This is a genomic window from Chromobacterium phragmitis, from assembly GCF_003325475.1.
In the GTDB taxonomy this organism is placed as follows: domain Bacteria; phylum Pseudomonadota; class Gammaproteobacteria; order Burkholderiales; family Chromobacteriaceae; genus Chromobacterium; species Chromobacterium phragmitis.
In genome coordinates this window covers 2145990-2171575 of record NZ_CP029495.1, presented here as the reverse complement: position 1 = coordinate 2171575, position 25586 = coordinate 2145990, and the positions used below count along the sequence as shown (strand labels likewise).

General features: G+C 65.7%; 22 protein-coding genes. 14 read left to right on the top strand and 8 right to left on the bottom strand.

What is annotated here, in order from left to right:
- Nucleotides 1-77: 77 nt before the first annotated feature.
- From DK842_RS10255 to DK842_RS10240, 4 genes are all read left to right on the top strand, one after another.
- Nucleotides 78-1481 (top strand): sensor histidine kinase, encoded by a 1404-nt coding sequence (locus tag DK842_RS10255; RefSeq protein WP_114061387.1) that lies wholly within the window; start codon nt 78-80, stop codon nt 1479-1481.
- Nucleotides 1478-1969, top strand: coding sequence for a hypothetical protein (locus DK842_RS10250; RefSeq protein WP_114061386.1), 492 nt, complete (start codon nt 1478-1480; stop codon nt 1967-1969). Before DK842_RS10255 ends, DK842_RS10250 begins: the two co-directional genes overlap by 4 nt.
- Nucleotides 1966-3306 (top strand): sigma 54-interacting transcriptional regulator, encoded by a 1341-nt coding sequence (locus DK842_RS10245; RefSeq protein WP_114061385.1) that lies wholly within the window; start codon nt 1966-1968, stop codon nt 3304-3306. Before DK842_RS10250 ends, DK842_RS10245 begins: the two co-directional genes overlap by 4 nt.
- A 283-nt stretch (nt 3307-3589) precedes the next feature.
- Nucleotides 3590-3937, top strand: coding sequence for a BON domain-containing protein (locus tag DK842_RS10240; RefSeq protein ID WP_168194864.1), 348 nt, complete (start codon nt 3590-3592; stop codon nt 3935-3937).
- Between the two features lie 103 nt (nt 3938-4040).
- On the opposite strand, the gene DK842_RS10235 is transcribed toward DK842_RS10240, so the two are convergent.
- Both DK842_RS10235 and ruvA read right to left on the bottom strand, forming a co-directional pair.
- A complete protein-coding gene (locus DK842_RS10235; RefSeq protein ID WP_114061383.1) occupies nt 4041-4835 on the bottom strand; it encodes a substrate-binding periplasmic protein in 795 nt (264 codons plus the stop codon).
- Between the two features lie 55 nt (nt 4836-4890).
- The gene (gene ruvA / locus DK842_RS10230) at nt 4891-5484 is read right to left on the bottom strand and encodes a Holliday junction branch migration protein RuvA (protein ID WP_114061382.1); all 594 of its coding nucleotides are present in this window, start codon (nt 5482-5484) and stop codon (nt 4891-4893) included.
- A 508-nt stretch (nt 5485-5992) separates the two neighbouring features.
- Here ruvA and DK842_RS10225 point away from each other — a divergent pair.
- Nucleotides 5993-6748 carry a trypsin-like serine protease gene (locus DK842_RS10225; protein ID WP_114061381.1) on the top strand — a complete coding sequence of 252 codons (756 nt, stop codon included), beginning with the start codon at nt 5993-5995 and terminating at the stop codon, nt 6746-6748.
- A gap of 132 nt (nt 6749-6880) precedes the next feature.
- Nucleotides 6881-7510 carry a hypothetical protein gene (locus DK842_RS10220; RefSeq protein WP_114061380.1) on the top strand — a complete coding sequence of 210 codons (630 nt, stop codon included), beginning with the start codon at nt 6881-6883 and terminating at the stop codon, nt 7508-7510.
- 27 nt (nt 7511-7537) lie between these two features.
- On the opposite strand, the gene ruvC is transcribed toward DK842_RS10220, so the two are convergent.
- The 4 genes from ruvC to amgK all read right to left on the bottom strand — a co-directional run bounded on the left by ruvC (nt 7538) and on the right by amgK (nt 10526).
- Complete coding sequence (ruvC, locus tag DK842_RS10215) at nt 7538-8068, bottom strand: crossover junction endodeoxyribonuclease RuvC (protein ID WP_114061379.1); 531 nt, start codon at nt 8066-8068, stop codon at nt 7538-7540.
- Nucleotides 8065-8763, bottom strand: coding sequence for an N-acetylmuramate alpha-1-phosphate uridylyltransferase MurU (gene murU, locus DK842_RS10210; protein WP_198414667.1), 699 nt, complete (start codon nt 8761-8763; stop codon nt 8065-8067). Before murU ends, ruvC begins: the two co-directional genes overlap by 4 nt.
- 10 nt (nt 8764-8773) lie before the next feature.
- A complete protein-coding gene (locus DK842_RS22995) occupies nt 8774-9106 on the bottom strand; it encodes a hypothetical protein (RefSeq protein ID WP_145964012.1) in 333 nt (110 codons plus the stop codon).
- Nucleotides 9107-9491: 385 nt separating this feature from the next.
- Nucleotides 9492-10526: an N-acetylmuramate/N-acetylglucosamine kinase AmgK gene (amgK, locus tag DK842_RS10205; protein ID WP_114061377.1), complete on the bottom strand. Its 1035-nt coding sequence runs from the start codon at nt 10524-10526 to the stop codon at nt 9492-9494.
- A 73-nt stretch (nt 10527-10599) separates the two neighbouring features.
- Between amgK and DK842_RS10200 the strand changes: the two genes are divergently transcribed.
- The 8 genes from DK842_RS10200 (at nt 10600) to DK842_RS10165 (ending at nt 23331) form a co-directional block, all read left to right on the top strand.
- Complete coding sequence (locus tag DK842_RS10200) at nt 10600-12861, top strand: LPS-assembly protein LptD (protein ID WP_114061376.1); 2262 nt, start codon at nt 10600-10602, stop codon at nt 12859-12861.
- Nucleotides 12862-12873: 12 nt separating this feature from the next.
- The gene (locus tag DK842_RS10195; RefSeq protein WP_198414666.1) at nt 12874-14163 is read left to right on the top strand and encodes a peptidylprolyl isomerase; all 1290 of its coding nucleotides are present in this window, start codon (nt 12874-12876) and stop codon (nt 14161-14163) included.
- Nucleotides 14163-15137, top strand: coding sequence for a 4-hydroxythreonine-4-phosphate dehydrogenase PdxA (gene pdxA / locus DK842_RS10190; RefSeq protein ID WP_114061374.1), 975 nt, complete (start codon nt 14163-14165; stop codon nt 15135-15137). The genes DK842_RS10195 and pdxA overlap by 1 nt, the downstream gene beginning before the upstream one ends.
- A 163-nt stretch (nt 15138-15300) precedes the next feature.
- Complete coding sequence (locus DK842_RS10185) at nt 15301-19155, top strand: DUF3683 domain-containing protein (RefSeq protein ID WP_114061373.1); 3855 nt, start codon at nt 15301-15303, stop codon at nt 19153-19155.
- A 99-nt stretch (nt 19156-19254) separates the two neighbouring features.
- Complete coding sequence (locus tag DK842_RS10180; RefSeq protein WP_114061372.1) at nt 19255-20052, top strand: MerR family transcriptional regulator; 798 nt, start codon at nt 19255-19257, stop codon at nt 20050-20052.
- 216 nt (nt 20053-20268) lie between these two features.
- Nucleotides 20269-21741, top strand: coding sequence for a sensor domain-containing diguanylate cyclase (locus tag DK842_RS10175; protein WP_114061371.1), 1473 nt, complete (start codon nt 20269-20271; stop codon nt 21739-21741).
- Nucleotides 21742-21781: 40 nt separating this feature from the next.
- A complete protein-coding gene (locus tag DK842_RS10170; protein ID WP_114061370.1) occupies nt 21782-22753 on the top strand; it encodes a D-2-hydroxyacid dehydrogenase family protein in 972 nt (323 codons plus the stop codon).
- 53 nt (nt 22754-22806) lie between these two features.
- Nucleotides 22807-23331 (top strand): cysteine hydrolase family protein, encoded by a 525-nt coding sequence (locus tag DK842_RS10165; RefSeq protein ID WP_114061369.1) that lies wholly within the window; start codon nt 22807-22809, stop codon nt 23329-23331.
- Nucleotides 23332-23391: 60 nt separating this feature from the next.
- Here DK842_RS10165 and DK842_RS10160 read toward each other — a convergent pair whose 3' ends face one another.
- Nucleotides 23392-25008 carry a glycosyl hydrolase family 18 protein gene (locus DK842_RS10160; protein WP_114061368.1) on the bottom strand — a complete coding sequence of 539 codons (1617 nt, stop codon included), beginning with the start codon at nt 25006-25008 and terminating at the stop codon, nt 23392-23394.
- Nucleotides 25009-25275: 267 nt separating this feature from the next.
- On the bottom strand, nt 25276-25530 hold the full coding sequence (locus DK842_RS10155) for an acid-shock protein (protein WP_114061367.1): 255 nt from the start codon (nt 25528-25530) through the stop codon (nt 25276-25278).
- Nucleotides 25531-25586: the final 56 nt, after the last annotated feature.

Sequence of the window (25586 nt, the reverse complement as noted above, 5' to 3'; positions counted from 1 at the left end):
GGCGAACCAATCGGCTGCCGGCCTGTCTGCAGAACAGGGGCGCATCCGCGCCCCTGTTTTCTTCAACGCCCAACGCCATGCTCCGTTTCCTTTCCTTCCGCTCCCTGCTGCTGGCCGGTTTCCTCGGCGTGGCGCTGATTCCCGCCGCCGCGCTGATGCAGCTGCGCCATGCGTTGGGCCTGGCCGCCGACAGCGCCCAGCGCCACCAGCGGCAAGGCCAGCGCTGGCAGGAGATCGCCAGGCTGTCGCAAGAACAGGCGGTGCAGTTCGAGCGGGCCAGCCGCCAGGCGCTGATCCTGCGCGACCGCAAACTGGCCCAGACAGCCAGCCAGGCCCGCGGCGAACTGCTGCGCGCGCAGCAAACACTGCGGCTGGACGCGCCGGCGGAAGCGCTGCCCGACATCGACGCCATCCTCGATCTCGCCTCCCGCTTGCCCGCCCTTCCCGCCGTCCAGCGCCGGCAGCGCGACGCGCTGTTCCGCGAGCTCAACCAGCGGCTGGAACGGCAGCAGCAGGCGCTGGCCGCCGCCGGCGAAACGCGGCAGGCCAGCTGGCGCGGCGACATCGAGCGGATGCGGCAGCAAGCCAACCGCCTGGCCTGGCTGGCGCTGGCCGCCGCCGTGTTGCTGGCCTTGCTCTTCACCCTGCTGATCCACGCGCCGCTGCGCGGCCTGCAGCGCCGCATCGCCCGGCTGGCCGGCGGCGCCCGCCAGCTGGAATGGCGCCAGTCCGGCCCCGCCGACCTGCAGCGCCTGAGCCGGGAGCTGGCGCAGCTGGACCTGCGCCTGGTGGAGCTGGAGCAACAGAAAACCCGTTTCTTCCGCCAGGTGTCGCATGAGTTGAAAACGCCGCTGGCGTCGATACACGAGGCCGCCGCGCTGCTGCGCGAGCAGGTGGCCGGCCCGCTCAATGCCCAACAAAGCCGCATCGTCGGCATCTTGGGCAACAACGCGCTGACGCTGCGCCAGCGGGTGGAAGCGCTGCTGAAACAGGACGCCGGCCCCTGGCTGTCCTCCGAGCTGCACCTGTCGTCGTTCTCATTATCCAGCCTGCTGGAGTCGAGGCTGGCCAGTTGCCAGCCGCTATGGCAGGCCAAGCGGCTGACGATCGAACTGGACAGCGTGGCCAGCCAGGTTCGCGGCGACGCCTCCAAGGTGGAAACCATCGTCGACAACCTGCTGCTCAACGCCATCCGCCACAGCCCCGCTGGCGGGCGGCTGACGCTACGCTGCGGCCGCGCCCGCGGCCAGGCCTGGCTGGAAGTGGCGGACCAGGGCCCAGGCGTGCCCGGCGCGCTGCGCGACAAGATTTTCGAACCTTTCTGGAGCGGCCCCGCGCCCGACGGCGAACGCCCCGGCAGCGGCCTCGGCCTGACCATGGCGCGCGGCTACGCGCAGCTGATGGGCGGCGACCTGAGCCTGCTGGCCGACGGCCCCGGCGCGCGCTTCCGCCTCCACTGGCCTGAACCGGAGTCAACATGAATCCCCTCCTGATCCCACGCCGCTGGCTGCCGCTGCTGGCCCTGCCGCTGTTGGCCGCCTGCGCCGCGCCAGGACGGCCCGCCGCCGCGCCGATACGCTATTGCCCGGGCGGCGACGCGCTGCTGATCTCGCTGGATGCGCCGGAAGACGCGTTGCGCCAACGTTGGCAAGGCTACGAGGCCTGCGACGGCTACCGGCTGCTGCGCGTGCTGCGCGCCAGCCGCGCCGATCCCGCCCGTCTCTCCGGCGACCTGGACAAGCTGCTGGCCGACAAGAGCCTGTCGCCAGCCAGCGCCGCGCTGGCCCGCCAGCAGCGGCAGCAAGCTCAGGCCCTGCTGCGGCAGCAGGAACAGAACGACAGGCTGCAACAGCAGCTGCGCGATCAGCAAAAGCGGATAGACGATCAGGCCGCCAAGCTTGACGCGCTGCGCCGGCTGGAGCTGGACCTGCCCAAGCCCAATGGGCTGAATGGAGGAAGCAAGCGATGACCGCCCCCGCCCGCGTCGTCCTGGTCGACGACGATCCCGACCTGCTGTGTCTGGTCCGCCTGCGGCTGGAAGCCGCCGGCCACGAAGTGGAAGCGCTGCCCGATGCCGAGGCCGCGCTGACCGCGCTGGCCGCGCGCCGCGCCGACCTGCTGCTCACCGACTGGCGGCTGCCCGGCATGGATGGCCTGCAACTGTTCGAAACCGCCCGCCGCCGCTACCCCACGCTGCCGGTCATCCTGTTCACCGCCCACGGCACCGTGCCCGACGCGGTGGAGGCGGTCAGCCGCGGCGTGTTCTGCTACCTGGAAAAACCGTTCGACGGCCAGCTGCTGCTGGACAAGGTGGCGCAGGGCCTGGCGCTGTCCGCCGGCGGCCGCGAGGCCGAAGAGGATTGGCGCGCCGGCATCGTCAGCCGCGGACCGGCGATGGAACAGCTGTTGAGCGAGGCCCGGATGGTAGCCGCCACCGACGCCAGCGTGCTGCTGCAGGGCGAGAGCGGCAGCGGCAAGGAAGTGCTGGCCCGCGCCATCCACCAGGCCAGCCGCCGCGCCGGCAAGCCCTTCATCGCCGTCAACTGCGGCGCGATCCCGGAAAACCTGCTGGAAAGCGAATTATTCGGCCACGAAAAAGGCGCGTTCACCGGCGCCGCCGCCCGCCGAGACGGCCTGATCCGCCAGGCCGACGGCGGCACGCTGTTCCTGGACGAGATCGGCGACATGCCGCTGCCGCTGCAGGTGAAGCTGCTGCGCGCGCTGCAGGATCGCGAGATCCGGCCGGTGGGCGCCAGCCAGCCGGTGCCGGTGGACATCCGCCTGCTGTCGGCCACCCACCGCGACCTGCCCGCCCGCATCGCAGACGGCCAGTTCCGCGAGGACCTTTACTATCGGCTCAAGGTGGTGACGCTGACGCTGCCGCCGCTGGCGGAGCGGCGCGAAGACATCCCGCTGCTGGCCCAGCACTTCCTGCTGCAGGTGGCGGCGCGCTACGGCAAGGCGGTAGCCGGCTTCGCCCCGGACGCGCTGGCCTATCTCGCTTCCGCGCGCTGGCCCGGCAACATCCGCCAGCTGGCCAATGTGGTGGAACAATGCTGCGTGCTGGCGGCCGGACCGCTGCTGACCCTGGCCCAAGTGGAAAAGGCGGTGGCCGGCGAAGCCCGCTCCATCCCGACGCTGGCGGAAGCCAGGCGCGAATTCGAGCGCGGCTACCTGGAGCGCCTGCTGCGGCTGACCGGCGGCAATGTCAGCGACGCCGCCCGCCTGGCCGACCGCAATCGCACCGAGTTCTATCGTCTGCTGCAAAAGCACGAATTGAACGCCGCCGCCTTCAAGGATGCCTGAACGCGGCGCGGCGTCGCCGAATGGAGACAAGCGCATCGCATTGATCTGAAAGGCATTTTCAGGAATAACCTGCCTGGCTGTCGCCGACAGGCGACAGATCGTCGCCCGCTCAGGCCCTCCCCCAGGGCCAAAAACAGGCAACATGTTGATATGTAACGATAAATCAAACCTGGCACGCCGTTTGCGTTATGGGGGACAAGCGCGGTTGAGCGCCGATTCCGCCGGACCCCGTCCGGCTCGGCGGCAACCGTTACCGCCTCACCCCCTCAAGGAGATTCCAACCATGCGCAAAGCCCTGATCCTCGCCAGCCTGATCCCCGCCCTGTACGCCGGCGCCAGCTTCGCCGAACAATCGCAGCCCGCCAGCGCCCCGGCCCAAGAGGCCGCCGCGCAAAAGCACGCGGCCGCCAGCGCCGCCGACGCCGCGCTCGGCCGCCAGATCAACGACGTGGTGGCCAAGGCCGCCGGCCAGCTGGGTGCCAAGATCGAAGCCCAGGTCAACAACGGCGACGTGGTGCTGAGCGGCACCGCGCCCAGCCAGGACGCGGTCGCCCGCATCGCCGAGGAGGTGTCCCGCGTGCCGGGCGTCAAGAGCGTGCGCAGCCAGGTCAACCTGCTGCCCGCGGGCTAAACCCGCCGACGGGCTCCGCGCGAGCCCGTGCCGCCGTTCATCCGACGGCAACCGTCCCGCATCTGTTTGGCCCGCCGCGAGGCGGGCGTTTTTTTGCCTCGCCTCAACGCCATAGCGCCGTTTCCGTCTCCGCCGGATTCATGTAGCGACCGATCAGCTTGCGCATGGTGCCGTCCCGGTTCATCTTCTCCACCAGCGCCTGCCACTGACGGATGTCCGGTTCCGGAAATGTCTGCTTGGTGAATACAATGCCGCGCGGACTGGGCCTGGAAACCTGATCCCAGTCGGCCACCCGCACGCGGTCGTCCAGATTGAACTCGCGCAGTTTCTCGCGGTAGACCATGGGCGTGGAGAATATGCCGGCCACCCGGTTCTGCGCCAGCAGGCGATACAGGAAATCTTCGGACGGCACTTCCACCAAGCGTCCCATGCCCGCCAGCTTGGCCACCAGCGGATCGTAATACTCGCTGGTGCTGTAGCTGCGGACAATCGCCCAACGCCAGGGCGCGCCGGTCAGGATGAAGCTCTCCATCGAATCGATGCCCGCCGGCAGCTTGGGCGACAACAACACGTATTGCTTGAGCTGGATGTAATTGAGAAACCAGTAAATGCGCTCGCGCTCCGGCGTGGAAATCGCCGACAGCGTGATGTCCAGCCTGCCGGCCTCCAGCTCGCGCCAAATGCGGGCCCGCGGCATCACCGCGTATTCGAAGCGGCAGCCGCTGCGGCGGCGCAATTCCTCGGCCACATCCCAGTCCAGGCCGTTGCGGTCGGCGTAGAACAGGCCTATCGGGTAAAACGCGAGACGGATGGGGTGATCGGGACAGTGAAAGGCCTGCGCCTGGGCCGCCAGGCCCAGTCCCGTCGCCAGCGCCGCCGCCGCGCATCGCCACGCCATATCCGCCCCCTATGTCGACGCGGCGAGGCAAGACGCCGCACCGACAGTATAGGCCTCAGACCTTCATCAGGCTCTTCAAGGCCAGGCGCACGCCCTCGCTGACGCTGACATCGGCCGGCAGGCTCTTGGTGGCGGCCGCCGCTTCCTTCTCGTTGTAACCCAGCGCCAGCAGCGCGTTGACGATGTCGCTCTTCTCGTCCGGCGTGGCGGCGAACGGCAGCCCGCCCGGCACCGTCAGGTTGCCGCCGGTGGCGAGCTTGCCGCGCAGCTCCAGCACCAGCCGCTCGGCGGTCTTCTTGCCGATGCCCGGCACCGCCGACAAGCGCTTGATGTCCTCGCTGGCGACGGCGATCGCCAGTTCGTCGGCGGTCATGCCGGACAGGATGGCCAGCGCGATCTTGGCGCCGATGCCGGTCACCTTGATCAGCTGGCGGAAGGTCTGCCGCTCCTCCTTGCTGGCGAAGCCGTACAGCAGATGGGCGTCCTCGCGCACCGCCAGGTGGGTGAACAAGGTGCAGGGCTGGCCCAGCGCCGGCAGCTGGTAGAAGGTGGTCATCGGCACGTCCACTTCGTAACCCACGCCGTTCACGTCCACCACCACTTGCGGCGGCAATTTTTCGATCAGTTTTCCGGAAAGACGTCCGATCATCTTGGCATTCTCGCAATCAGGCCCGCGCCGGACTGGCGCGGCTGCCGGCATTATCCCACAAGCCGCGCCCGCGCCGCCGCTCCCGCCCCGCACGGCGGAAATCCCTATCCACTAACTTCCATATGCCATGAAAGCATATTTAAATATTCAAAAATAACTACGCTTGAAATAAATCAAATTCGTACGATTTTAAAATCGTCGGTCGGTGAATATTAACAGGAGGGCTATTTCACTTCGCCCCGCCGCTGCCACAGGCTGATATTTAGCCGCTTTCTCGGCTTTCCATTCAAAAAGCCGTGAAAACAAAAATCTAATGTCATTCCAAAAATTCATCCCAGACCCAACTCACCCCTTTCGCAGCCATTTCAACTGGGCATAATAAATCAGCAAGGCAAAACCATTGAGAATCAAGAATATCAATACTAGGCATATCTCTCCGTCCTTGCAGGGCTTGTTTTGAAAATGGCCGCATGGCCATCTTGATTTCTCGTCAACCAGGAATGACTCCGTGAGAAAACTGTTTGTCGTTTCATGCCTGCTTTCCCTATCCCAGCTCTCCGTCGCCGCGCCGTTTTCGCCGCAGGAAACCAATTACATCAAGCTGGATTTTCAAAACCAGAATGGCAGCCGCAATATCTGCGGCGGCTCTCTGGTGGGAAAGGATCTGGTGCTGACCGCCTCGCACTGCATCCTGGACAATTGGGCCGGCGTCACCGCCTATTACGGCCGTAATTTCGAGAACCAGGCCAGCGCCCGGCGCGACAACGCCCAGCCCAACTGGATCAAGTTCGACCATCACGGCGTGGCTGTCGATCTGGCCTTGCTGAAGTTGTCCCAGCCCATCGCCGGCCGCAACGGCGCCAAGATCGTCCCGGTCGTGGCCCAGGAAAACTGCGCCAGCGGCATCGGCGCGATGCAGGCGCAGCGCCGCATGGACGATCAGGGCTATCAACTGGGGCAGAGCCTGATGCAGGTCAGCGTCGCCAACGTCGTCCGCCTGGGCCCCTCGCCGTTGGCCAACGGCGTGTCCCTGCTGGCCAACGGCAACGTCGGCCGCGGCGGCGATTCCGGCAGCCCGCTGCTGTCGTCCAAGGGCGTGCAAGTGGGGGTATACAACGGCAATGCCGGCAAGGTGTCCGCCTTCGCCGCGCTGTGCAAATACGCCAGCGCTATCCAGGCATGGTCGGAAGTGTTGAGCCCGAGCGGGGCCCAGACAACGCCGCCAGGCGACTGGGTATGGCCGAGCGACCGCCGGCGTCGATGAGATCCGGCATCCGCCGCGCGAGCGGCCCCGTCCCTGGATCATGACTGTTGATTCACGAATCGAGGCGAATGGTTTGCGCCGCATCCGGTGATGCGGCGCCTCACCATCCACCCCGCAATGAAAGGAAATGCGATGGCATGGTCCCTGCATGAATCGTTCGACAACAGCGGACAAGGCGCCAATGCCGCCGGCGTCTGCGAAGCCGCAGTCTGCCTCTGGTTGAAGCATATTCAGGAGCGGGTGGGGAAATTCAATAGGGGCAGCAGCGCCGGCGACTTTCTTCCCTCCACCCGGGATGCGGATGCGCTGTACCGGCAATTCGACAGCGGCGCGTACCTGTTTCGCTTCGTGTCCTATCTGGAGCGGCACATCCTGCCTTCCATCGCCGGACACCGCCACGATGCCGACCATCAGGGCGGAGAAAGCTTCGGCGTCGCCTGCAGCCACTATTCCGCCAACGCCCATGGCGCCAGCGCTCAAGATTGGCAACACATCATCGAAGACATCATGGCGCACGGCGACGCGCTGTTCCTCAATCTGATGCGCAGCGGCGCCGCCTCCGGCCATGCTGTCGGCGTCTACAAGGGCAGCGACTACATCTGGGTGTTCGATCCCAATCACGGGCTATATCGCGGCTATGTCAGCGCCGGGTGTTGCCGATCGGCCGATATCTTCCGCGCCGCGCAATATCTGGCCGGGCTCACCGGCCACTGGGACCAGACCGTCTATTTCGGCCTGCACATGCGCGCCCCCAAAGGCTGACAGCCCGCCTCGGCCCAAGGCCCGCCGCTACACCAGCCGGCCGCCGCGCACTTTCAGACCGCGCAGCGCCAGCTTGCCGATGGCGCCGCCGCTGTGGTTGGCATGGGTCAGCGCCACCGCCAGCGCATCCGCGGCGTCGGCCTGCGGCGTGCCGGACAAGTTGAGCATGCGCACCACCATGTACTGCACCTGCTCCTTCGGTGCCTTGCCCTGTCCGACCACCGATTGCTTGACCTGCAGCGCCGTGTATTCCGCCACCGGCAAATCCTTCAGCACCAGCGCCGTCATGCAGGCGCCGCGCGCCTGGCCCAGCATCAAGGTGGCCGCGGGGTTGACGTTGACGAACACGCGCTCCAATGCCGCTTCGGTCGGCTGGTAGGTGTCTATGACTTGGTGGATGCCCTCAACCAGCACCTTGACCCGTTCGGCCAGCGGCGAGCCGCTCTTGGCGCGGATGGCGCCGGAGGCGACGTAATGGCGCTGGTTGCCCACCACGTCGATGACGCCGAAGCCGGTGATCAGGCTGCCGGGGTCGATGCCGAGTATGCGCCGGCTCATGTAGTCCAGCCGGCGGCGACGCGGTCGGCCTCGGCCAGCCGCTCCGGCGTGCCCACGTCCAGCCACAGGCCAGTCTGTAGTTCGCCGCGGACTTGGCCCCGCTCCATCGCCGCCAGCAGCCAGGGCAGCAGCGGGCTGGCCGCGCCGGCTTTCACTTCCCGGAAAAAAACCGGATGGTAGGCGGCCAGGCCGCAGAAGGTGTACGGGATGTCGCCGTCTTCGCAGGCGGCGACTTTGCCGTCGCCGCGCAACGTCAAATCGCGGCCGGTCTTGTAGCCCGCCTTGGGCGTCAGCACCAGGTGGGCCAGCGTCGATCCGCCATCCAGGCGCCCAGCCGCCTCGGCCAGCCGCTCAAGCGGAAAATCGCTCAACACGTCGCCGTTGAGCACGATGAAAGGGGCGTCTCCCAGCAGCGGCAGGGCCGTGGCGATGCCGCCGGCCGTCTCCAGCGCCTCGCCCTCCGGCGAGTAGACGATGGACACCCCGAAGCGCGAGCCGTCGCCCAGCGCGTCTTCAATCTGCGCGCCCAACCAGGCGTGGTTGATCACCAGCTCCGTCACCCCGGCGCGGGCCAGCCGCTCGATATGCCACTGGATCAGCGGCTTGCCGCCGGCCGTCAGCAGCGGCTTGGGCGTGTGGTCGGTCAAGGGCCGCATGCGTTCGCCGCGGCCCGCGGCAAGAATCATAGCTTTCATATACAAGCGCTTATAACTTCATCACGATACTAAAATTCATGGGTTCGAGGCCATAACGCTGGCCCCCAACGAAGTAATACGCTTCGCCATTCTCAGCAATAAATACGGTTAATGTAGGAAATGATTCTCCGGGCTTGCAAGGATGATGAGTTTTCTCCAAAACTAGTTTCGCGAACACATCAGGCTCAAACGATGCAGTGCATTGGGATATCTGAATTGTGAAGGTTTCGCCATAATTGCGTTCACAAACAACCTTATCTGCCCCCCTGTCTGACTGAGAATACCCCTTTTCAGCCATAAGCTCACAAAGCCACTGGATGATTCTTTCTATTTTTGCATCCATCAAAACCCTCTCTTCCTATCAAAATTAAAACTCCAAAATGGGTGATTGGAATGTCTGGAATCACTATCGCCCCCCCAACTAGACTAGTTGCGATGCTCCCCCACCCCTTTCAGCACGCGCCGACAAAAAAGCGTCTGGCCAGGTTTTAAGTCGCCGACTTGTTCGACGCCGCGCGACGCTAGCGCGCGGCTAGTTTTGGCGACTCCTGGCCAGACGCTTTTTTGTCGGGGTTTCGCGGGCTGCGGGGGCGGCCTGGGGTCGAAAGGGGGCTGGCCGCACAGCCCCCTTTCCCGTTTGCCGGGCGGAACCGGCTCCCAATTATCGTCCGCGTAGCGGACACTAAATCTGCTAACACTGTGCAAACACACAAAGTGGAAAAGTATCTTTAGCTGCCCTTCACGCCCAGCACCGGGTAGCTGGACTGCAGCTCCTCGTCGGTTTCATCGCGGCCCACCAAGTCCACCAGCAGCTGGTAGAACGGCGCCAGTTCACTGTAGCGGCGCGTGGTTCGCTTCAGGTATTTGATGAAGCGCGGGATTTCGGCGCGATATTTGTCCTTGCCGTCGCGGTGGTGCAGGCGGGCGAAGATGCCCGCCACCTTCAGATGGCGCTGCACGCCCATCCATTCGAAGGCGCGGTAGAAGTCGTCGAAGCCTTCCGGCACCGGCAGGCCGGCGGCGCGCGCCTTCTCCCAGTAGCGGATGGCCAGATCCAACACGAACTCTTCCTCCCACTCGATGAAAGCGTCGCGCAATAGCGACACCGCATCGTAGCTGATCGGGCCGTACACCGCGTCCTGGAAGTCCAGCACCCCGGGCGCGCCGGAGGTCAGCATCAGATTGCGGACGATGAAGTCGCGATGGACGAAGACCTTGGGCTGAGCCAGCAGCGCCGGCAGCAAAGCCTTGACGCCGGCGTCCCACAACTGGCGCTGCTTGAAATTCAACGGCTTGCCCAACTCCTTGGCGCAGTACCACTCCGGGAACAGGTTCAGCTCCCGCGTCAGCAACGCTTCGTCATACTCCGGCAACACATCCGGCCGGCTGCCCTGCTGCAGCGCCACTAAGGTGTCCAGCGCTTCCAGCAGCAGGTGGCGATGAACGAAGGCCCGCTCATCGTGCAGCAGCGCGGCGAGGAAGGTCACCTTGCCCAGGTCTTCCATCACGATGAAGCCCTGTTCGCGGTCGCGCAGGTAAATCTCGGGCACTTTCACCATGGAGAAGATGTCTCGCACCTTGACGTAAGCGTCGGTGCCGATGTGCTCCGGCGGCGCGTCCATCACGATGCGGCTTGCGCCGTCGGGCCAGATTGCACGGAAATAGCGGCGGAAGTCGGCGTCGGCCGCGGCGAATTCAACTTGGATGTCGTCGCCTGGATACTGTTGCGCCAGCCATTTCTTGAGCTGTTCCTGTCTTTGCATGTCGCTTTATCGTGGTGCTGATAGAATTGAGCGATTTTATACCGGCCACTGCCCCCACGATATGGCTTTGTGCATGCACAGACAGAAACTGAATCCGCTGGCGTTGGCCATTGCCGCCGCCTTTGCCTTGAACGCTCCCGCCGCCTTCGCCGACGAAGAGCAACCGATCGCCATTCCCGCGCCGCCGAAGGAGCCGGGCCAGACGCTGGTCCATGCCGACGACGTGGACGGCGAGATGAACGTCATCCTGCACGCCAAGGGCAACGTGGTGGTGACTCGCGACGACCAGAAGGTGGAGTCCGACTGGCTGGACTACTACCAGACCAAGAACCAGGTCAAAGCCGGCGACCGTTTCCGCATGACCCGAGGCGAAGACGTGATCTCGGGCACCACGCTGGACTACAACGTCGATACCTATAGCGGCACTGGCATGAATCCGGTGTTTTCGATGGCCAGGCAGAACCAGACCGCGCCCAAGCCAGCGAGCGGAGGTCTGCCGGCCAAGCCCGTCACCCTGCACGGCGATGGCAGCCAAGTGGACTTCCAGGGCCAGAACCAATACCGCGTCTACGGCAGCCGGATGACCACCTGCGACCCGGGCGACGAGGCCTGGTACCTGAAGTCGTCCCGCACCGACCTGGATTACAACACCGGCGTCGGCGTCGCCCGCAACGCCTGGATGCAGTTCTACGGCGTCCCCATCCTGTATTCCCCTTGGCTGGACTTCCCGCTCAACAGCAACCGCAAGTCCGGCTTCCTGATGCCGACGTTCAAGACCGGCAGCTCGGGCACCGAATTCTCGCTGCCTTATTACTGGAACATCGCGCCCAACTACGATGCCACCATCACGCCGCACATCAACGTCAAGCACGGCAATATGCTGGCCGGCGAGTTCCGCTATCTGCAACCCGGCTACGGCGGCCGCATCTATACCGAGCAATTGCCCAAGGACAAATTGACCGGCGAGTCCCGCAACGCCTGGAGCATTGCCCACTCGCAGAATTTCGGCAATGGCTGGAGTTTCGGGCTCGACTACAACTCGGTATCCGACCGCAACTACTTCAAGGATTTCGGCGATCAGGTCGCCATCGCCTCCAATGTCAACCTGACGCAGGAAGCCTCGCTGAACTACGCAACGGGTTGGAGCGGCGGCTCAGCCACCACCACCTTGCGCGTCCAGCATTACCAGAATCTGACCATCAACCCGTCGTCGGAAGACATTCCTTACGCGCGGATGCCGCAGCTGACGCTCAACGCGAATCAGAGCCTGCCTGCCGGATTCAGCGCCAACCTGCTGGCCGATCTGACTCGCTTCGATCATCCCAGCCTGCAAACCGGCGACCGTTTTGTCCTCTATCCCAGCCTGAGCTGGAATTTTGATCGCAGCTGGGGCTTCATCCGTCCCAAAATCGGCGTCAATTTCACCGAATACAATCTCGATGCTTACGGGTCGAGTCCGCAAGGAACCCGCACTCGCACGCTGCCGATCTTCAGCACCGACGCCGGCCTGTATTTCGACCGCGACACCCAGTTCATGGGCCGCGACCACCTGATGACGCTGGAACCCAGGCTGTTCTACGTCAACATACCCAACAATTCCGATCAGCTGTCGCTGCCGATGTTCGACACGTCGGTCAACGACCTGAACTTCGCCCAGCTGTTCAACGAAAACCGCTTCTCCGGCTACGACCGCATCAACGGCGCCAACCAGGTCACCACTGCGCTCACCAGCCGCTTCATCGACCAGAGCAATGGCCTGGAGCGGCTGCGGCTGGCGATAGGCAAGCGCTTCTACATGAAGGACGATGTCACCCAAACCGCCAACCAGCCCAGTTCCGATCTGCTGCTGGCGGCGGGAGGCGATTTGACCCGCGACTGGCGCTTCGACAGCAGCTATCAATACAACCAGCAACTGGGCCTGACCGAACGCTACAACGCCCAGCTGCGCTACAACCCCGCCGCCGGCAAAGTCGCCAGCGTCCGCTACCGCTACGGCCGCAACGAGCAGTTGCTGGACAACGCCTCGATCACCGGCCCGCTGCGCCAGGTGGACGTGGCCGCGCAATGGCCGATCGCCCGCCGCTGGTACGCGATCGGCCGCTACAATTATTCGCTGATCGAGCGCAAGCCTATTGAGCGCTTGGCCGGCTTCGAGTACAACGACGGATGCTGGTCGCTGCGGATGTACAATCAACGCTACGTTTCCGACCCGACCACCACCAAGAACGCGTGGTTCTTCCAGCTGGAGCTCAGAGGCCTGGGCGCCTTGGGCAACAGCGGCGTGGAAAGCACCCTGCGTCTGGCCGTGCCCGGCTACACCAAGACTAACCAGTAACAAAGCCTGACCATGAAAAAGACTCTGCTTGCCCTGTTGACCGCCAGCGTGATGCATACCGCGCTGGCGGCCCCCGTCACCCCGGTACGCGAAGTGGATCGCATCGTCGCCGTGGTCAACAAAAACGTGATCACCTGGCAGGAGCTGCAGACGCGCGTCAACGACGCGATCAAGCAACTGGAGGCGCAGAAAGTCGCGCCGCCGGCGCGCGACGTGCTGGAGCGCCAGGTGCTGGAGCAGATGATCACGGAAGAAGTGCAGCTGCAGTACGCGGCCAGCGGCGGCCTGAAGATAGACGACGAGGCCGTCGACCAGGCGGTGGCCAACCTCGCCAAGCAAAACAAGCTGAGCGAGGCGGGCCTGAAAGCCCAACTGGCCAAGGACGGCATCACCATGGACCGCCTGCGCGGCGACATCCGCCGCGAGCTGACCATCGCCCGCCTGCGAGACAGCGAAGTGGCGTCCAAGGTTTCGGTCAGCGACAACGAAGTGGAGCAGGCGCTGAAGAGCGCCCAAAGCGCCAACCGCACCGAATACCACCTGGCCAGCATTCTGGTCGCCGTGCCGGAGCGCGCCGACGCCAAGCAGATCGACGCGTTGTCGCAGAAGGTGCACAAGGCCCAGGCCGAGCTGGCCGCCGGCCAGCCCTTCGCCAAGGTTTCGGCCGCCTATTCCGACGCGCCCAACGCGCTCAAGGGCGGCGACATGGGCTGGCGCCCGGCCACCTCGCTGCCGCCGGAATTCGTGCAGATGCTGGAACAAATGAAAACCGGCGCCGACACCGATGTGATCCGCACCCAGCAAGGCTTCTTCATCTTCAAGCTGGTCGACAAGCGCAGCGGCGGCGCGCCGATGATGGTGGAGCAATACCATCCGCGCCACATCCTGATCCGCACCAACGAGGCGGTGTCCGAGTCCGACGCCAAAGCCCGCATCGACCAAGTGCGCGACCGCATCATGCGCGGCGCCAAATTCGCCGACATGGCCAAGCTGTACTCGGAAGACGGCAGCAACGCCAAAGGCGGCGATCTGGGCTGGGTCAACCTGGGCGATCTGGTGCCGGAATTCGAGAAAGCCATGGTATCTCTGCCCATAGGCCAAGTGTCGCAGCCGGTGCGCACGCCGTTCGGCTGGCACCTGATCCTGGTGGAGGGCAAGCGCAATCAGGACGTGTCCAGCGATCATGAAAAGATGGCGGTCAAGCAGCAGATCCGCGCGCGCAAAATGGAGCAAGCCTACACCGACTGGGTGCGCCAGTTGCGCGACTCCGCCTTCGTCGAAGAACACCTGGACGAGAAGTGATGGCTGACAGGCCCGTGTTGGCCGTCACCGCCGGCGAGCCGGCCGGCATCGGCCCCGATCTGGTCTTGCGGCTGCCGGCCTTGGCACCGGAGGTCCGCTGCGTGGCGATCGCCGACCGCGGCCTGCTGGCCGGGCGCGCCGCGGCGCTGGGCCTGGAGACGGAGCTAGCCGACTACCGCGCCGGCCAGCCGGCGCCCGCCGGCGCGCTGGAGGTGCTGCACATGCCGCTGGCCGCCCCGGCGGAAGCCGGCAAGCTGAATCCAGCCAACGGCCGCTACGTGCTGAACACGCTGGACGCGGCCATAGACGGCTGCCTGGCCGGCGAATTCGCCGCCATGGTCACCGCGCCGGTGCACAAGGGCGTGATCAACGAAGCCGGCGTGCCCTTCACCGGCCACACCGAATACCTGGCGGAACGCACCGGGACGAAAAAAGTGGTGATGATGCTGGCCGGCGGCGGCATGCGCGTCGCGCTGGCCACCACCCATCTGCCCTTGCGCGACGTCGCCGACGCGATCGCCGCGCCGCTGCTGGACGAGGTGATCCACATCCTGCACGCCGACCTCACCCGCAAGTTCGGCATCGCCAAGCCGCGCATCCTGGTGGCCGGCCTCAACCCGCACGCAGGAGAAGGCGGCCACATGGGCCGCGAGGAAATCGACATCATCGAGCCGGCGCTGGACGCGCTGCGCGCCGAAGGCATCAATCTGATCGGCCCGCTGCCGGCCGACACGCTGTTCAATCCCGACAAGCTGGCCCAGGCCGACGCGGTGCTGGCGATGTACCATGACCAGGGCCTGCCGGTGCTCAAGCACGCCAGCTTCGGCGCAGGCGTCAACATCACGCTGGGCCTGCCCATCGTCCGCACCTCGGTCGACCACGGCACCGCGCTCGACCTGGCCGGCAGCGGCCGCGCCGATCCGGGCAGCCTGCTGGAGGCTGTGCGCCTGGCCGCCGCGCTCTCCCCGCGCTGATCCCAATCGCCCGGCGCGCCGCCGCCTGGCTGTCAGACAAAATCCCTCATTTCAAAATTCTTCAGGTCGAGAGGCAAAACCCCATACCGTTTGGGTTTTTCGCATCGCAACAATTGGGCTACACTGGCAGGCATTCCTCTAAAGAATCAAAGCTTGCGGACACATGACAGCCATCACCAGCGAACAGCGATTGCGGGAGATCCCGTACAACTACACCTCGTATTCCGACCGTGAAATCGTCATCCGCCTGCTGGGCGAGCCGATGTGGCAATTGCTGGATGCATTGCGCGGCGAGCGCAAGACCGGCCGCTCCGCGCGGATGCTGTTCGAGGTGCTGGGCGACATCTGGGTGGTGGACCGCAACCCCTATCTGGTGGACGACCTGCTGGACAACCCCAAGCGTCTGTCCGCGCTGGTGGAAGCCATGCGCCACCGCCTGTCCGAAATCGAAAAACGCCGCGACGGCAACGACAAGGTGCAGCGCATGATCGCCGCCGCGCGCGAGGCGGTGGCCGAATTCGAGCGCCAATTCGACGAAACCCGCGGACTGCGCGCCCGCGTGCTGAAGCGGCTGGGCCGGTTGACCCGCCGCGACAACATCCTGTTCGACGGCCTGTCGCGCGTCGCCCACGTCACCGACGCCACCGACTGGCGCGTGGAGTACCCGTTCGTGGTGCTGAGCCCGGACAGCGAAGAAGAAATGGCGCCGCTGGTGCGCGCCTGCATCGAGCTGGGCTTGACCATCATCCCGCGCGGCGGCGGCACCGGCTACACCGGCGGCGCGGTGCCGCTGGACCGGATGAGCGCGGTGATCAACACCGAAAAGCTGGATCGCCACCTAGGCGTCGAGCACATCGAGCTGCCGGGGCTCTCGGGCCCGCGCGCCACCATCTCCTGCGGCGCCGGCGTGGTCACCGCCCGCGTGTCCGAAGCCGCGGCGGCCGCCGGCCTGGTGTTCGCGGTGGACCCGACTTCGGCCGAGGCCTCCTGTATCGGCGGCAACATCGCGATGAACGCCGGCGGCAAGAAAGCCGTGCTGTGGGGCACCACGCTGGATAATCTGGCCAGCTGGAAGATGGTGGACCCGGACGGCCACTGGCGGCTGGTGGAACGCATCGGCCACAACTACGGCAAGATCCACGATGTGGCCGAAGCCCGCTTTCGCGTGTCGCGCTTGGCCGACGACGGCCAGACCGTGCTGGACAGCCGCGACCTGGTCATTCCCGGCAGCGCCTTCCGCAAGGTGGGCCTGGGCAAGGACGTCACCGACAAATTCCTGGCCGGCCTGCCCGGCGTGCAGAAGGAAGGCTGCGACGGCATCATCACCAGCGCCCGCTTCGTATTGCACAAGATGCCGAAACACACCCGCACCGTGTGCCTGGAGTTCTTCGGCACCGTGGCCGAGGCCACGCCGGCCATCGTCGAGATCACCGACCTGTTCAAGCCCGGCGGCGCTTGCCTTGCGGCCGGCGTGCAGCTGGCCGGCCTGGAACACCTGGACTGGCGCTATGTGCGCGCCGTCGGCTACGCCACCAAGGCCAAGAGCAAGGGCCGGCCCAAGATGGTGCTGATCGCCGACATCGTCTCCGACGACGAAAACGCGGTGGCCGAAGCCGCCAGCCAGGTGGTGCGCATCGCCAACGCCCGCCACGGCGAAGGCTTCATCGCGGTGACGCCGGAGGCGCGCAAGACCTTCTGGCTGGACCGCAGCCGCACCGCGGCCATCGCCAAGCACACCAACGCCTTCAAGATCAACGAGGACGTGGTGATCCCGCTGCCGCGCCTCGGCGATTACAGCGACGGCATCGAACGCATCAATATCGAACTGTCGATCGCCAACAAGATCGAGCTGCTGGACACGCTGACCGAGTACTTCCACGGCCGGCTGCCGGTGGACAAGATGGACACCAACCTGCCGTCGGAAGAGCTGATCGGCGACCGCCGCGCCGCCGCGCTGTCCATGCTGGCCGTCAACCGCGACCGCTGGCAATGGCTGCTGGATCATATGGACGCGCCCTTCCACGAATACGCCGCCCGCTGGCCGGACGCGCCGCTGGAAGACCGCGCCGCCCAACCGGACACCGTGTTCCACGCGCTGCGCGATTTCGTCCTGCGCGTCAGCTGGAAACGCGAAGTGCTGGCCGAGCTGGAACAGATCTTCTCCGGCGCCGCCGCCGCCGGCATCCGCGCCGCCATCCGCGAGCTGCAGCAGCACGTGCTGCGCGGCCGCGTGTTCGTGGCGCTGCACATGCACGCCGGCGACGGCAACGTCCACACCAACCTGCCGGTCAACTCCGACAACTACCGCATGCTGCAAACCGCCCACCAGGCGGTGGTGCGCATCATGGCGCTGGCCCGCTCGCTGGGCGGCGTCATCTCCGGCGAGCACGGCATCGGCATCACCAAGCTGGAATTCCTCAGCGACGACGAAATCGGCCCGTTCCGCGCCTACAAGCAACAGGTGGATCCCAACGGCCACTTCAACCGCGGCAAGCTCTTGCCGGGCGCGGACCTGGCGCTGGCCTACACGCCGTCGTTCTCTCTGCTGGGCGCGGAGTCGCTGATCCTGGAGCAGTCCGACATCGGCGAGATCAACAACTCGATCAAGGACTGCCTGCGCTGCGGCAAGTGCAAGCCGGTGTGCTCCACCCACGTGCCGCGCGCCAATCTGCTGTACAGCCCGCGCAACAAGATACTCGGCGTCGGCCTCTTGACCGAGGCCTTCCTGTACGAAGAACAGACCCGCCGCGGCGTCAGCCTGAAGCACTTCGAGGAGCTGTCCGACGTGGCCGACCACTGCACGGTGTGCCACCGCTGCGTCAAGCCCTGCCCGGTGAAGATAGACTTCGGCGATGTGTCGGTGGCCATGCGCAACTTCCTGCGCAAGGCCGGCAAGAAGAAGTTCAACCCCGGCACCGCGCTGGGCATGGCCTTCCTCACCGCCAAGGACCCGGCCACGGTCAAGACGATACGCGCCGGCTTGGTCGGCGTCGGCTACAAGGCGCAGCGCCTGGGCAACCAGTTCGGCAAGCGGCTTGGGTTGATCGGCGGCCAGAAGAAGCAGCCGCCGTCCACCGTCGGCCCGGCGCCGATCAAGCAGCAGGTGATCCATTTCATCAACCGGCCGATGCCGGGCGGCCTGCCGAAAAAAACCGCGCGCGCGCTGCTGGACGTGGAAGATCCGCACGTGGTGCCGGTGATCCGCAACCCCAAGGCGGCCGAAGACGCCGAGGCGGTGTTCTACTTCCCCGGCTGCGGCTCGGAGCGGCTGTTCAGCCAGGTGGGCCTCGCCACCCAGGCCATGCTGTGGCATGTCGGCGCGCAGACCGTGCTGCCGCCGGGCTACCTGTGCTGCGGCTACCCGCAGACCAGCGCCGGCTATCAGGACAAGGGCGACGCCATCACCACCGAGAACCGGGTGCTGTTCCACCGCGTGGCCAACACGCTGAACTATCTGGACATCAAGACCGTGGTGGTCAGCTGCGGCACCTGTTTCGACCAGCTGGCGCACTACCGCTTCGAGGACATCTTCCCCGGCTGCCGCGTCATCGACATCCATGAATACCTGATGGAGAAGGGCGTGAAGCTGGACGGCATCTCCGGCCAGCAGTATCTGTACCACGACCCCTGCCACACGCCGATGAAGACCCACCAGCCGCTCAAGGTAGTCAACGAGCTGATGGGCGGCGGCGTGCCGCTGACCGACCGCTGCTGCGGCGAGGCCGGCACCTTCGCCGCCAGCCGGCCGGACATTTCCACCCAGGTGCGCGCGCGCAAGGAGGAAGAAATCCACAACAACCTGGCGGCGCTGACCGGCGGCCAGCCGCCGGCCAAGCCGGTGAAGATCCTGACCTCCTGCCCGTCCTGCCTGCAGGGTCTGTCGCGCTACAACGACGACACCGGCACCGAGGCCGACTACATCGTGGTGGAAATCGCCCGCCATGTTCTGGGCGAAAACTGGCTGCCGGAATACGTGGCCCGCGCCCGCGACGGCGGCGTCGAAAGAGTCTTGTTGTAAACGCGCGTCCGGCTTCCTCCTGACGGAGGAGGCCGGCCTTGACCTTGCCCCAGGGGCAAGGTCCACACTGGCTCCATCCGCACCCGCCATCCACGACTCATGCTCACCATCGGACAACTTGCCCGCTGCCACGGCCTCAGCACCAAGACGCTGCGCCATTACGACAGCATAGGCCTGTTCAGCCCGGCCCTGACCGGCCGCGGCAACGGCTACCGCTACTATCTGCCGGCGCAGGTGGCCGAGTTGGGCCGCATCGTCATGCTGCGCGAGCTGGGCCTGTCGCTGGACGACATCGCCCGGCTGCGCGGCGCCGATGAGGAAACCCTGCGCCAAGCGCTGCGCGAACACGCCGCGCGGCTGCAGGGCGAAATCGAGGAGCGGCGGCAGCGGATCGCGCGCATTCAGCGCCGACTCGACCAACCCGAATGGAGCCAGACCGCCATGCAAACGCCTGAAATCGTCATCTTGCCCGCCTTCCGCGTCGTCGGCCTCGCCTGGAGCCCTCAGGACGAAGGCGACATCCCGGCCCTGTGGCAACGCTTCCTGCAACGCGAGCATGAAATCGCCGACGCCCGTCCCGGCGGCAGCTACGGCCTGTGCCAGCCCTTGCCGGACGGCGGCTGGCGCTACCTGGCCGCGCTGCAAAGCCCGCCTGACGCGCCGGTGCCGGACGGCATGGCCGCCGTGGAGGTGCCGGCCCAGCGTTACGCCCGCTTCCGCCACGTCGGCCCGGTCAGCGGCCTGCCCGCCACCTTCCAGGCCATCCACGGCAGCTGGCTGCCGGCGGCCGGGCTGGAAGCCGCCGAGGGCATAGAGTTCGAATACATGGACGAGCGCTTCCTGGCGCCGGACCATCCCGATTCGCTGACCGAACTCTACATTCCGATCCGCGCCTGAAAATCGCAAAGCCATATTCGGCGTGTTACATTGTCGGCCTTCTCCACGGAGCGCCCGACCATGCCGCCGCACGCCGACCGTTACGCCCCCTTCCAGCCTCGACGCGACCGCGAACGGCCGGTCTCGCCGAGGCCGGCTCCCGCAAGCGGCAATGACGCGCGCCCTTCCAGCGCCTATCTTCAATAGTGTAAGTACTTACCACGCGGAAAGGCTGCCGTGTCCGGCCCATTCTCTCGCTACCGACTGGCCATCATCGTCGCCTTGCTGTTGCTGGCCGGCATCGTCGTCAACGCCGGCCTGTACTATCAGCAGGGCAGCCAGGACATCCGCCACGGCATCGTCGAACAAGGCCTGCCGCTGACCGGCGACACCATCTTTTCCGAGATAGACAAAAGCATACTGCGCCCGCTGTCCGTCGCCTCGCTGATGGCCAACGACACCTTCCTGCTGGACTGGCTGAAAGAAGGCGAGCGCGCCCCCGATCGCGTCGCTCGCTACCTGGCGGCCATCAACGGCCGTTACGGCATCACCGGCAGCTTTCTGGTGTCCGAATCCACCCACCGCTACTACTACGCCGGCGGCGTGCTGAAAACCGTGTCGCCCGCCGACCGGGAGGATCGCTGGTATTTCCATAGCCGCCAGACCAAACAAGCCTACGACATCGCGCTGGACGAGGACATGACCAATGGCGGCAAGACCACCTTGTTCATCAACCACCGGATGCTGGATGGCAAAGGCAAGCTGCTGGGCGTGATCGGCGTCGGTCTGCCGCAGATGGAGCTGAGCGCGCAGCTGGCCGCGCACGAACAACGCTTCCAGCGCCGCATCTACTTCATCGATCAAAGCGGGCGCATCGTGCTGGACAGCTCAGGCGCCGCGCCGCGCAAGCTGGCCGAGCAGCCCGGTCTGGGCGATCTGGCCTCCGCCATCCTCGCCGGCGGAGCCGAGCCGCAAAAGCTGGAATACAGCCGCGACGGCAATCGCTACCTGCTGACCAGCCGCCTGTTGCCGGAACTGGGCTGGCACTTGCTGGTGGAGCAGAACGAAACCCGCGCCTTGCAGCCGCTGCACGCCGCGCTGCAGATCAATCTGGCCATCAACACCGCCATCCTGCTGCTGGTGCTGATCGCGGTGGTGGCCACCTTGCAGCACCACCAGCAGCGGATGCGGCAGATGGCCACCACCGATCCGCTGACCGGTTGTCTGAACCGCCTGGCCTTTATGGAACTGCTGCCGGGATGGCTGCGCGCCTGCCAGCGCGCCAGCGCCGAGCCCCAGCTGCTGATGATAGACATCGACCACTTCAAGCAGGTCAACGACAAGCACGGCCATCAGGTGGGCGACCAAGTGCTGCGCGAAATCGCCGAGCTGTTGCGCACCCAGCTGCGCGGCGGCGACCTGCTGATACGCTGGGGCGGCGAGGAATTCGTCGCGCTGGTCACCAGCCACGGCGAGGATGACGCGCTGGCCGAGCGGCTGCGCAACATCGTCGCCCGCCACGTGATGAACGCATCGGGCCAAGCGCTGACAATCACCATCAGCATAGGGTTGTGCCAATGGCTGCCGCCGGAGACGCTGGAGGCGGCGGTCGCCCGCGCCGACCTCGCGCTGTACGCCGCCAAGCAAGGCGGCCGCAACCGCGTCTGCCATGCCCAGCCTTACCATCCGCTGGACGAGCCCATCGCATGATAAATGCTTATACTGTGGACTTTCATCGCGAAGTCCGCCCATGCCCTCCATCCAGCTGCTGATCCCCGACGACTACCAGAACATCGGCCCCGAGCTGGCCGAACTGCGCCAGAACCCCGGCTACCGCTGCGCCAGCGTCGGCGACCTGTCCCGGCAGCCGGACACGGACGCCGTCCTGGCCGAAACCGACGCGCTGCTGCTGATCCGCGAACGCACCGTGGTGGACGCCGCGCTGCTGGCGCGGATGCCGGCGTTGAAGCTGGTCAGCCAGACCGGCAAGCTCGCCCGCAACATCGACGTGGACGCCTGCACCCGCGCCGGCGTCGCGGTGGTGGAAGGCAGCGGCTCGCCTCACGCGCCGGCGGAGCTGGCCTGGCTGCTGATCATGGCGGCGCGCCGCCGGCTGGAGGAGAACATGGCCAGCCTGCGCGCAGGCCTCTGGCAGGGTCCGGTGGGCCATGCGGTGCGCGGCCAGACGCTGGGCATTCTCGGCTTCGGCAAGATCGGCAAGCTGGTGGCCGGCTACGGCCGCGCCTTCGGCATGGACGTGCTGGTCTGGGGCAGCGAGCGCGCGCGCGCAGAGGCGCTGGAGGAAGGCTGCCGGCCCGCCGCCAGCCGCGAGGCCTTCTTCGCCGATGCCGACATCGTCACCCTGCACCAGCGGCTGCTCCCCGCCACCGCCGGCAATGTGACCCCCGCCGACCTCTCGGCGATGAAGCCGGACGCGCTGCTGGTCAACACCAGCCGCGCCGAACTGATCGCGCCCGGCGCGCTGGAGGCGGCGCTGGACGCCGGCCGCCCCGGCTTCGCCGCGCTCGACGTGTTCGAGCAGGAACCGATCTATGACGCCGGCCATCCGCTGCTGCGCCGCCCCAACGTGCTGTGCACGCCGCATCTGGGCTATGCCGAAGCGGACAGCTACCGCCAATATCTGGAGATCGCCTATCGCAACGCCGTCCGCTTCTTCGACGGCGACACATCGCATGTATTGAACCCGGAAGCCTTGATCTGAAGCCCCATGCCGCAGGCGCCGCCTGCCGGCAGCACCCATCCAGGAGAAAAGCCATGTCCGATACCGCTCTGCTGATCATTGACGTCCAAGTCGGCGTCGTCGAGGGGGAACTGCGCGCCGCCCGCCTCGACAGTGTGCTCGACAATCTCAACCTCGCCATCGCCAAGGCCCGCCAGCGCGGCATGCCGGTGATCTTCGTCCAGCACGAGGAGGACGACCTACCGCGCGGCTCCGACGCCTGGCAGCTGCATCCCCGGCTCGCGCGCCAGGACGGCGACGCCATCGTCTACAAACACTACGGCGACAGCTTCTGCGACACCGATCTGGCGCAACTGCTGTCGGCGCAGCGCGCGAGCAAGCTGTGGATAGGCGGCGCGGCCACCGACTTCTGCGTCGACAGCACGGTGCGCAACGCGGTGTCGCGCGGCTATCAAGTCACCGCCATCGCCGACGGCCATACCACCCTCAGCGCCTTCGCCTTGAGCGGCGAGCAGGTAATCGACCACTTCAACGCCGTCTGGCAAGCCTCCAGCGCCACGCCGCTGCCGCTGCGGGTGCTGCCGGCGGCCGAGCTGTGAATCCGGGCAGGCAATGAAAAACGGCGGGGCATGCCCCGCCGTTTTTCCATCCTCCCCCGCTTACTTCTTCACCGCCTTGGCTTTCGCCGCCGCCGCCGCGCGGCGCTGGGCGGCGGTGGCCGCATCCAGCCGTACTTCGGCGCTGGTCTTCAGCAGCGTCGACTGCGCGTCGTCGCCGTCCAGCGACCAGCTGAACACGCCGCCCAGCTGCTGCTGGCGCACGTAGTCCAGCTTGGCGCGCAGCGTGGCCGGATCGTCGTAGCTCCAGAACTCGTTGCCGTCATAGGTCCAGAACTGCTTGGTCACCGGATGGGTGAAGGTCTTGGCGCTGCGGCCCTTGAGCACGCGGTAGTCTTCTATGCCCTGCTCGTAAGTGCCCTTGCCCGGACCGGTGGCCACCTGGTACAGCCCGTCGCCCTTGGGCCCGGCTGCCACGCCGGCCCAGCCGCGGCCGTAGAACGGCAGGCCGACGTTGATCTTGGCGCGCGGCACGCCGGCGCCCACCAGGGTCTTCACCGCGTCGTCGACGTTGTAATAGACCTGGTCGCCGGTCACCGGCGCGGCCGGATCGCGGTAGAGGTTGGACTGGAAGTTGGTCGGCCCCTTGGCGTCCCAGCCGCCATGGAAGTCATAGGTCATCACATTGATCCAGTCGAGGTAGGCGCTGTACTTGTCCGGCTCGGTGTTGCGGATCTTGTCGACGCCGGAGCCGATCGCCACCGTCAGGTAGTAGCGGCGCTTGTTGGCGGTGGACAGCGCGTTCAACTGGTTGCGGAACTCGGCCAGCAACAAGGTGAAGTTCTGCTTGTCGTTGGGATCGACTGTATTGGTGGGCAACCCGCCGCCGCCCGGGTATTCCCAGTCGATGTCGAAACCGTCGAATACGCCCAGCGCCGCGGCCTGTCCGCCGGCATTTTCGCCGACCGGCAGGTTGCCTTTGGCGTAGAGGTCGATGCACGAACTGACCATCGCCTTGCGGCCGGCGTCGGTGGCGGCGAATTTGCCGAAGTTCTTCGACCAGGTCCAGCCGCCCAGCGAAATCAGCACTTTCAGCGAAGGATTGGCCAGCTTCAGCTTGCGCAGCTGGTTGAAATTGCCGCGCAGCGGATCGTTCCAGCTGTCGGCCTTGCCGTCCACCGACTCGCCGGCGCCGAAAGAGCGCTGGTAATCGGCCCAGGCATCGCCGCCGTCGCCGTTGCCATTCTCGGCGCGGGTGACCATGCCGCACTTGCCGTCGGCGTAGACGTTGCCGAACGCGTAATTGAGGAAGGTCAGCTGCTTGTCGCCGCCCGATTTCACCAGATCGCTAACCTTGTAATTGCGCTGGTAGATGCCCCACTGGGTGAAGTAGGAGCCGACATGGCGGCCGACCGTGGGCTTGGGCTCGGGCGGCACGCCGCTGCCCGGCGTGCCTGGAGTGCCGGGATCGCCGCCGTCGGGCACGCATTCGCTGGCCGGGCGCTCCTGCCACGCGCCCCACTGGCTGCTCCCCGGCTGCTCGCCCTGGGTCCACCAGCTGGCGCGCCAGGTCTTGCCGTTGAAGGTGGCGTAGTCGCCGGCGTTATAGATCTTGCCGCTGGCCCACGGCGAGCATGACGGCGCGGCCCAAACCGCTTGCGAGAGTGCTAAGGCGGCGCCGGCTGCCAGCAGCGCGCGCGACAATGGGAAATGCATCATGGTGGTTCTCCCCTTCTCGATGAGTGAACGGCGGAGGAATTCGCTCCTGCCGATGCGACACCGACATGAACGCCTCATGTGGTATTACATTGGTATCAGAATCGAATATCCAGACCCAAATACAAGAACAGTCCGAACCAGCCATCATTTAGTACAGGTTTTATTGATACTAAATGGCAGATATACAACAGTTTCTTACAAAAGAAGGGAAAAACAAAAAGGAGGCTTTAAGCCTCCTTTCCTCGCATCCGGTGTCGACCGGGCGGATCAAGCCGCCTTTTTGGCGTGGTGATGCTTCTTGTGATGGTGATGCTTGGCGTGCTTCTTGGCAGCCTGCGCCTTTTGCGCGGCCGGCGCGGAGCTGGCCTTCTTGGCGTGGTGCTTCTTGCTATGATGCTTTTTGTGGTGATGCTTGGCAGGAGCGGCGGCCTTGGCGGCGGGCGCGGAGGCTTCGGCGGCGTAGGTGGCGGCGGAACCCAGGCCCAGAGCTGCGGCCAGCATGAGGGCGGTCAGTTTCTTCATGGTCAATCTCCCGAATCCGAGTGTAAGGATTTTTTCTTAGGCGCCGTTTCCGGCGT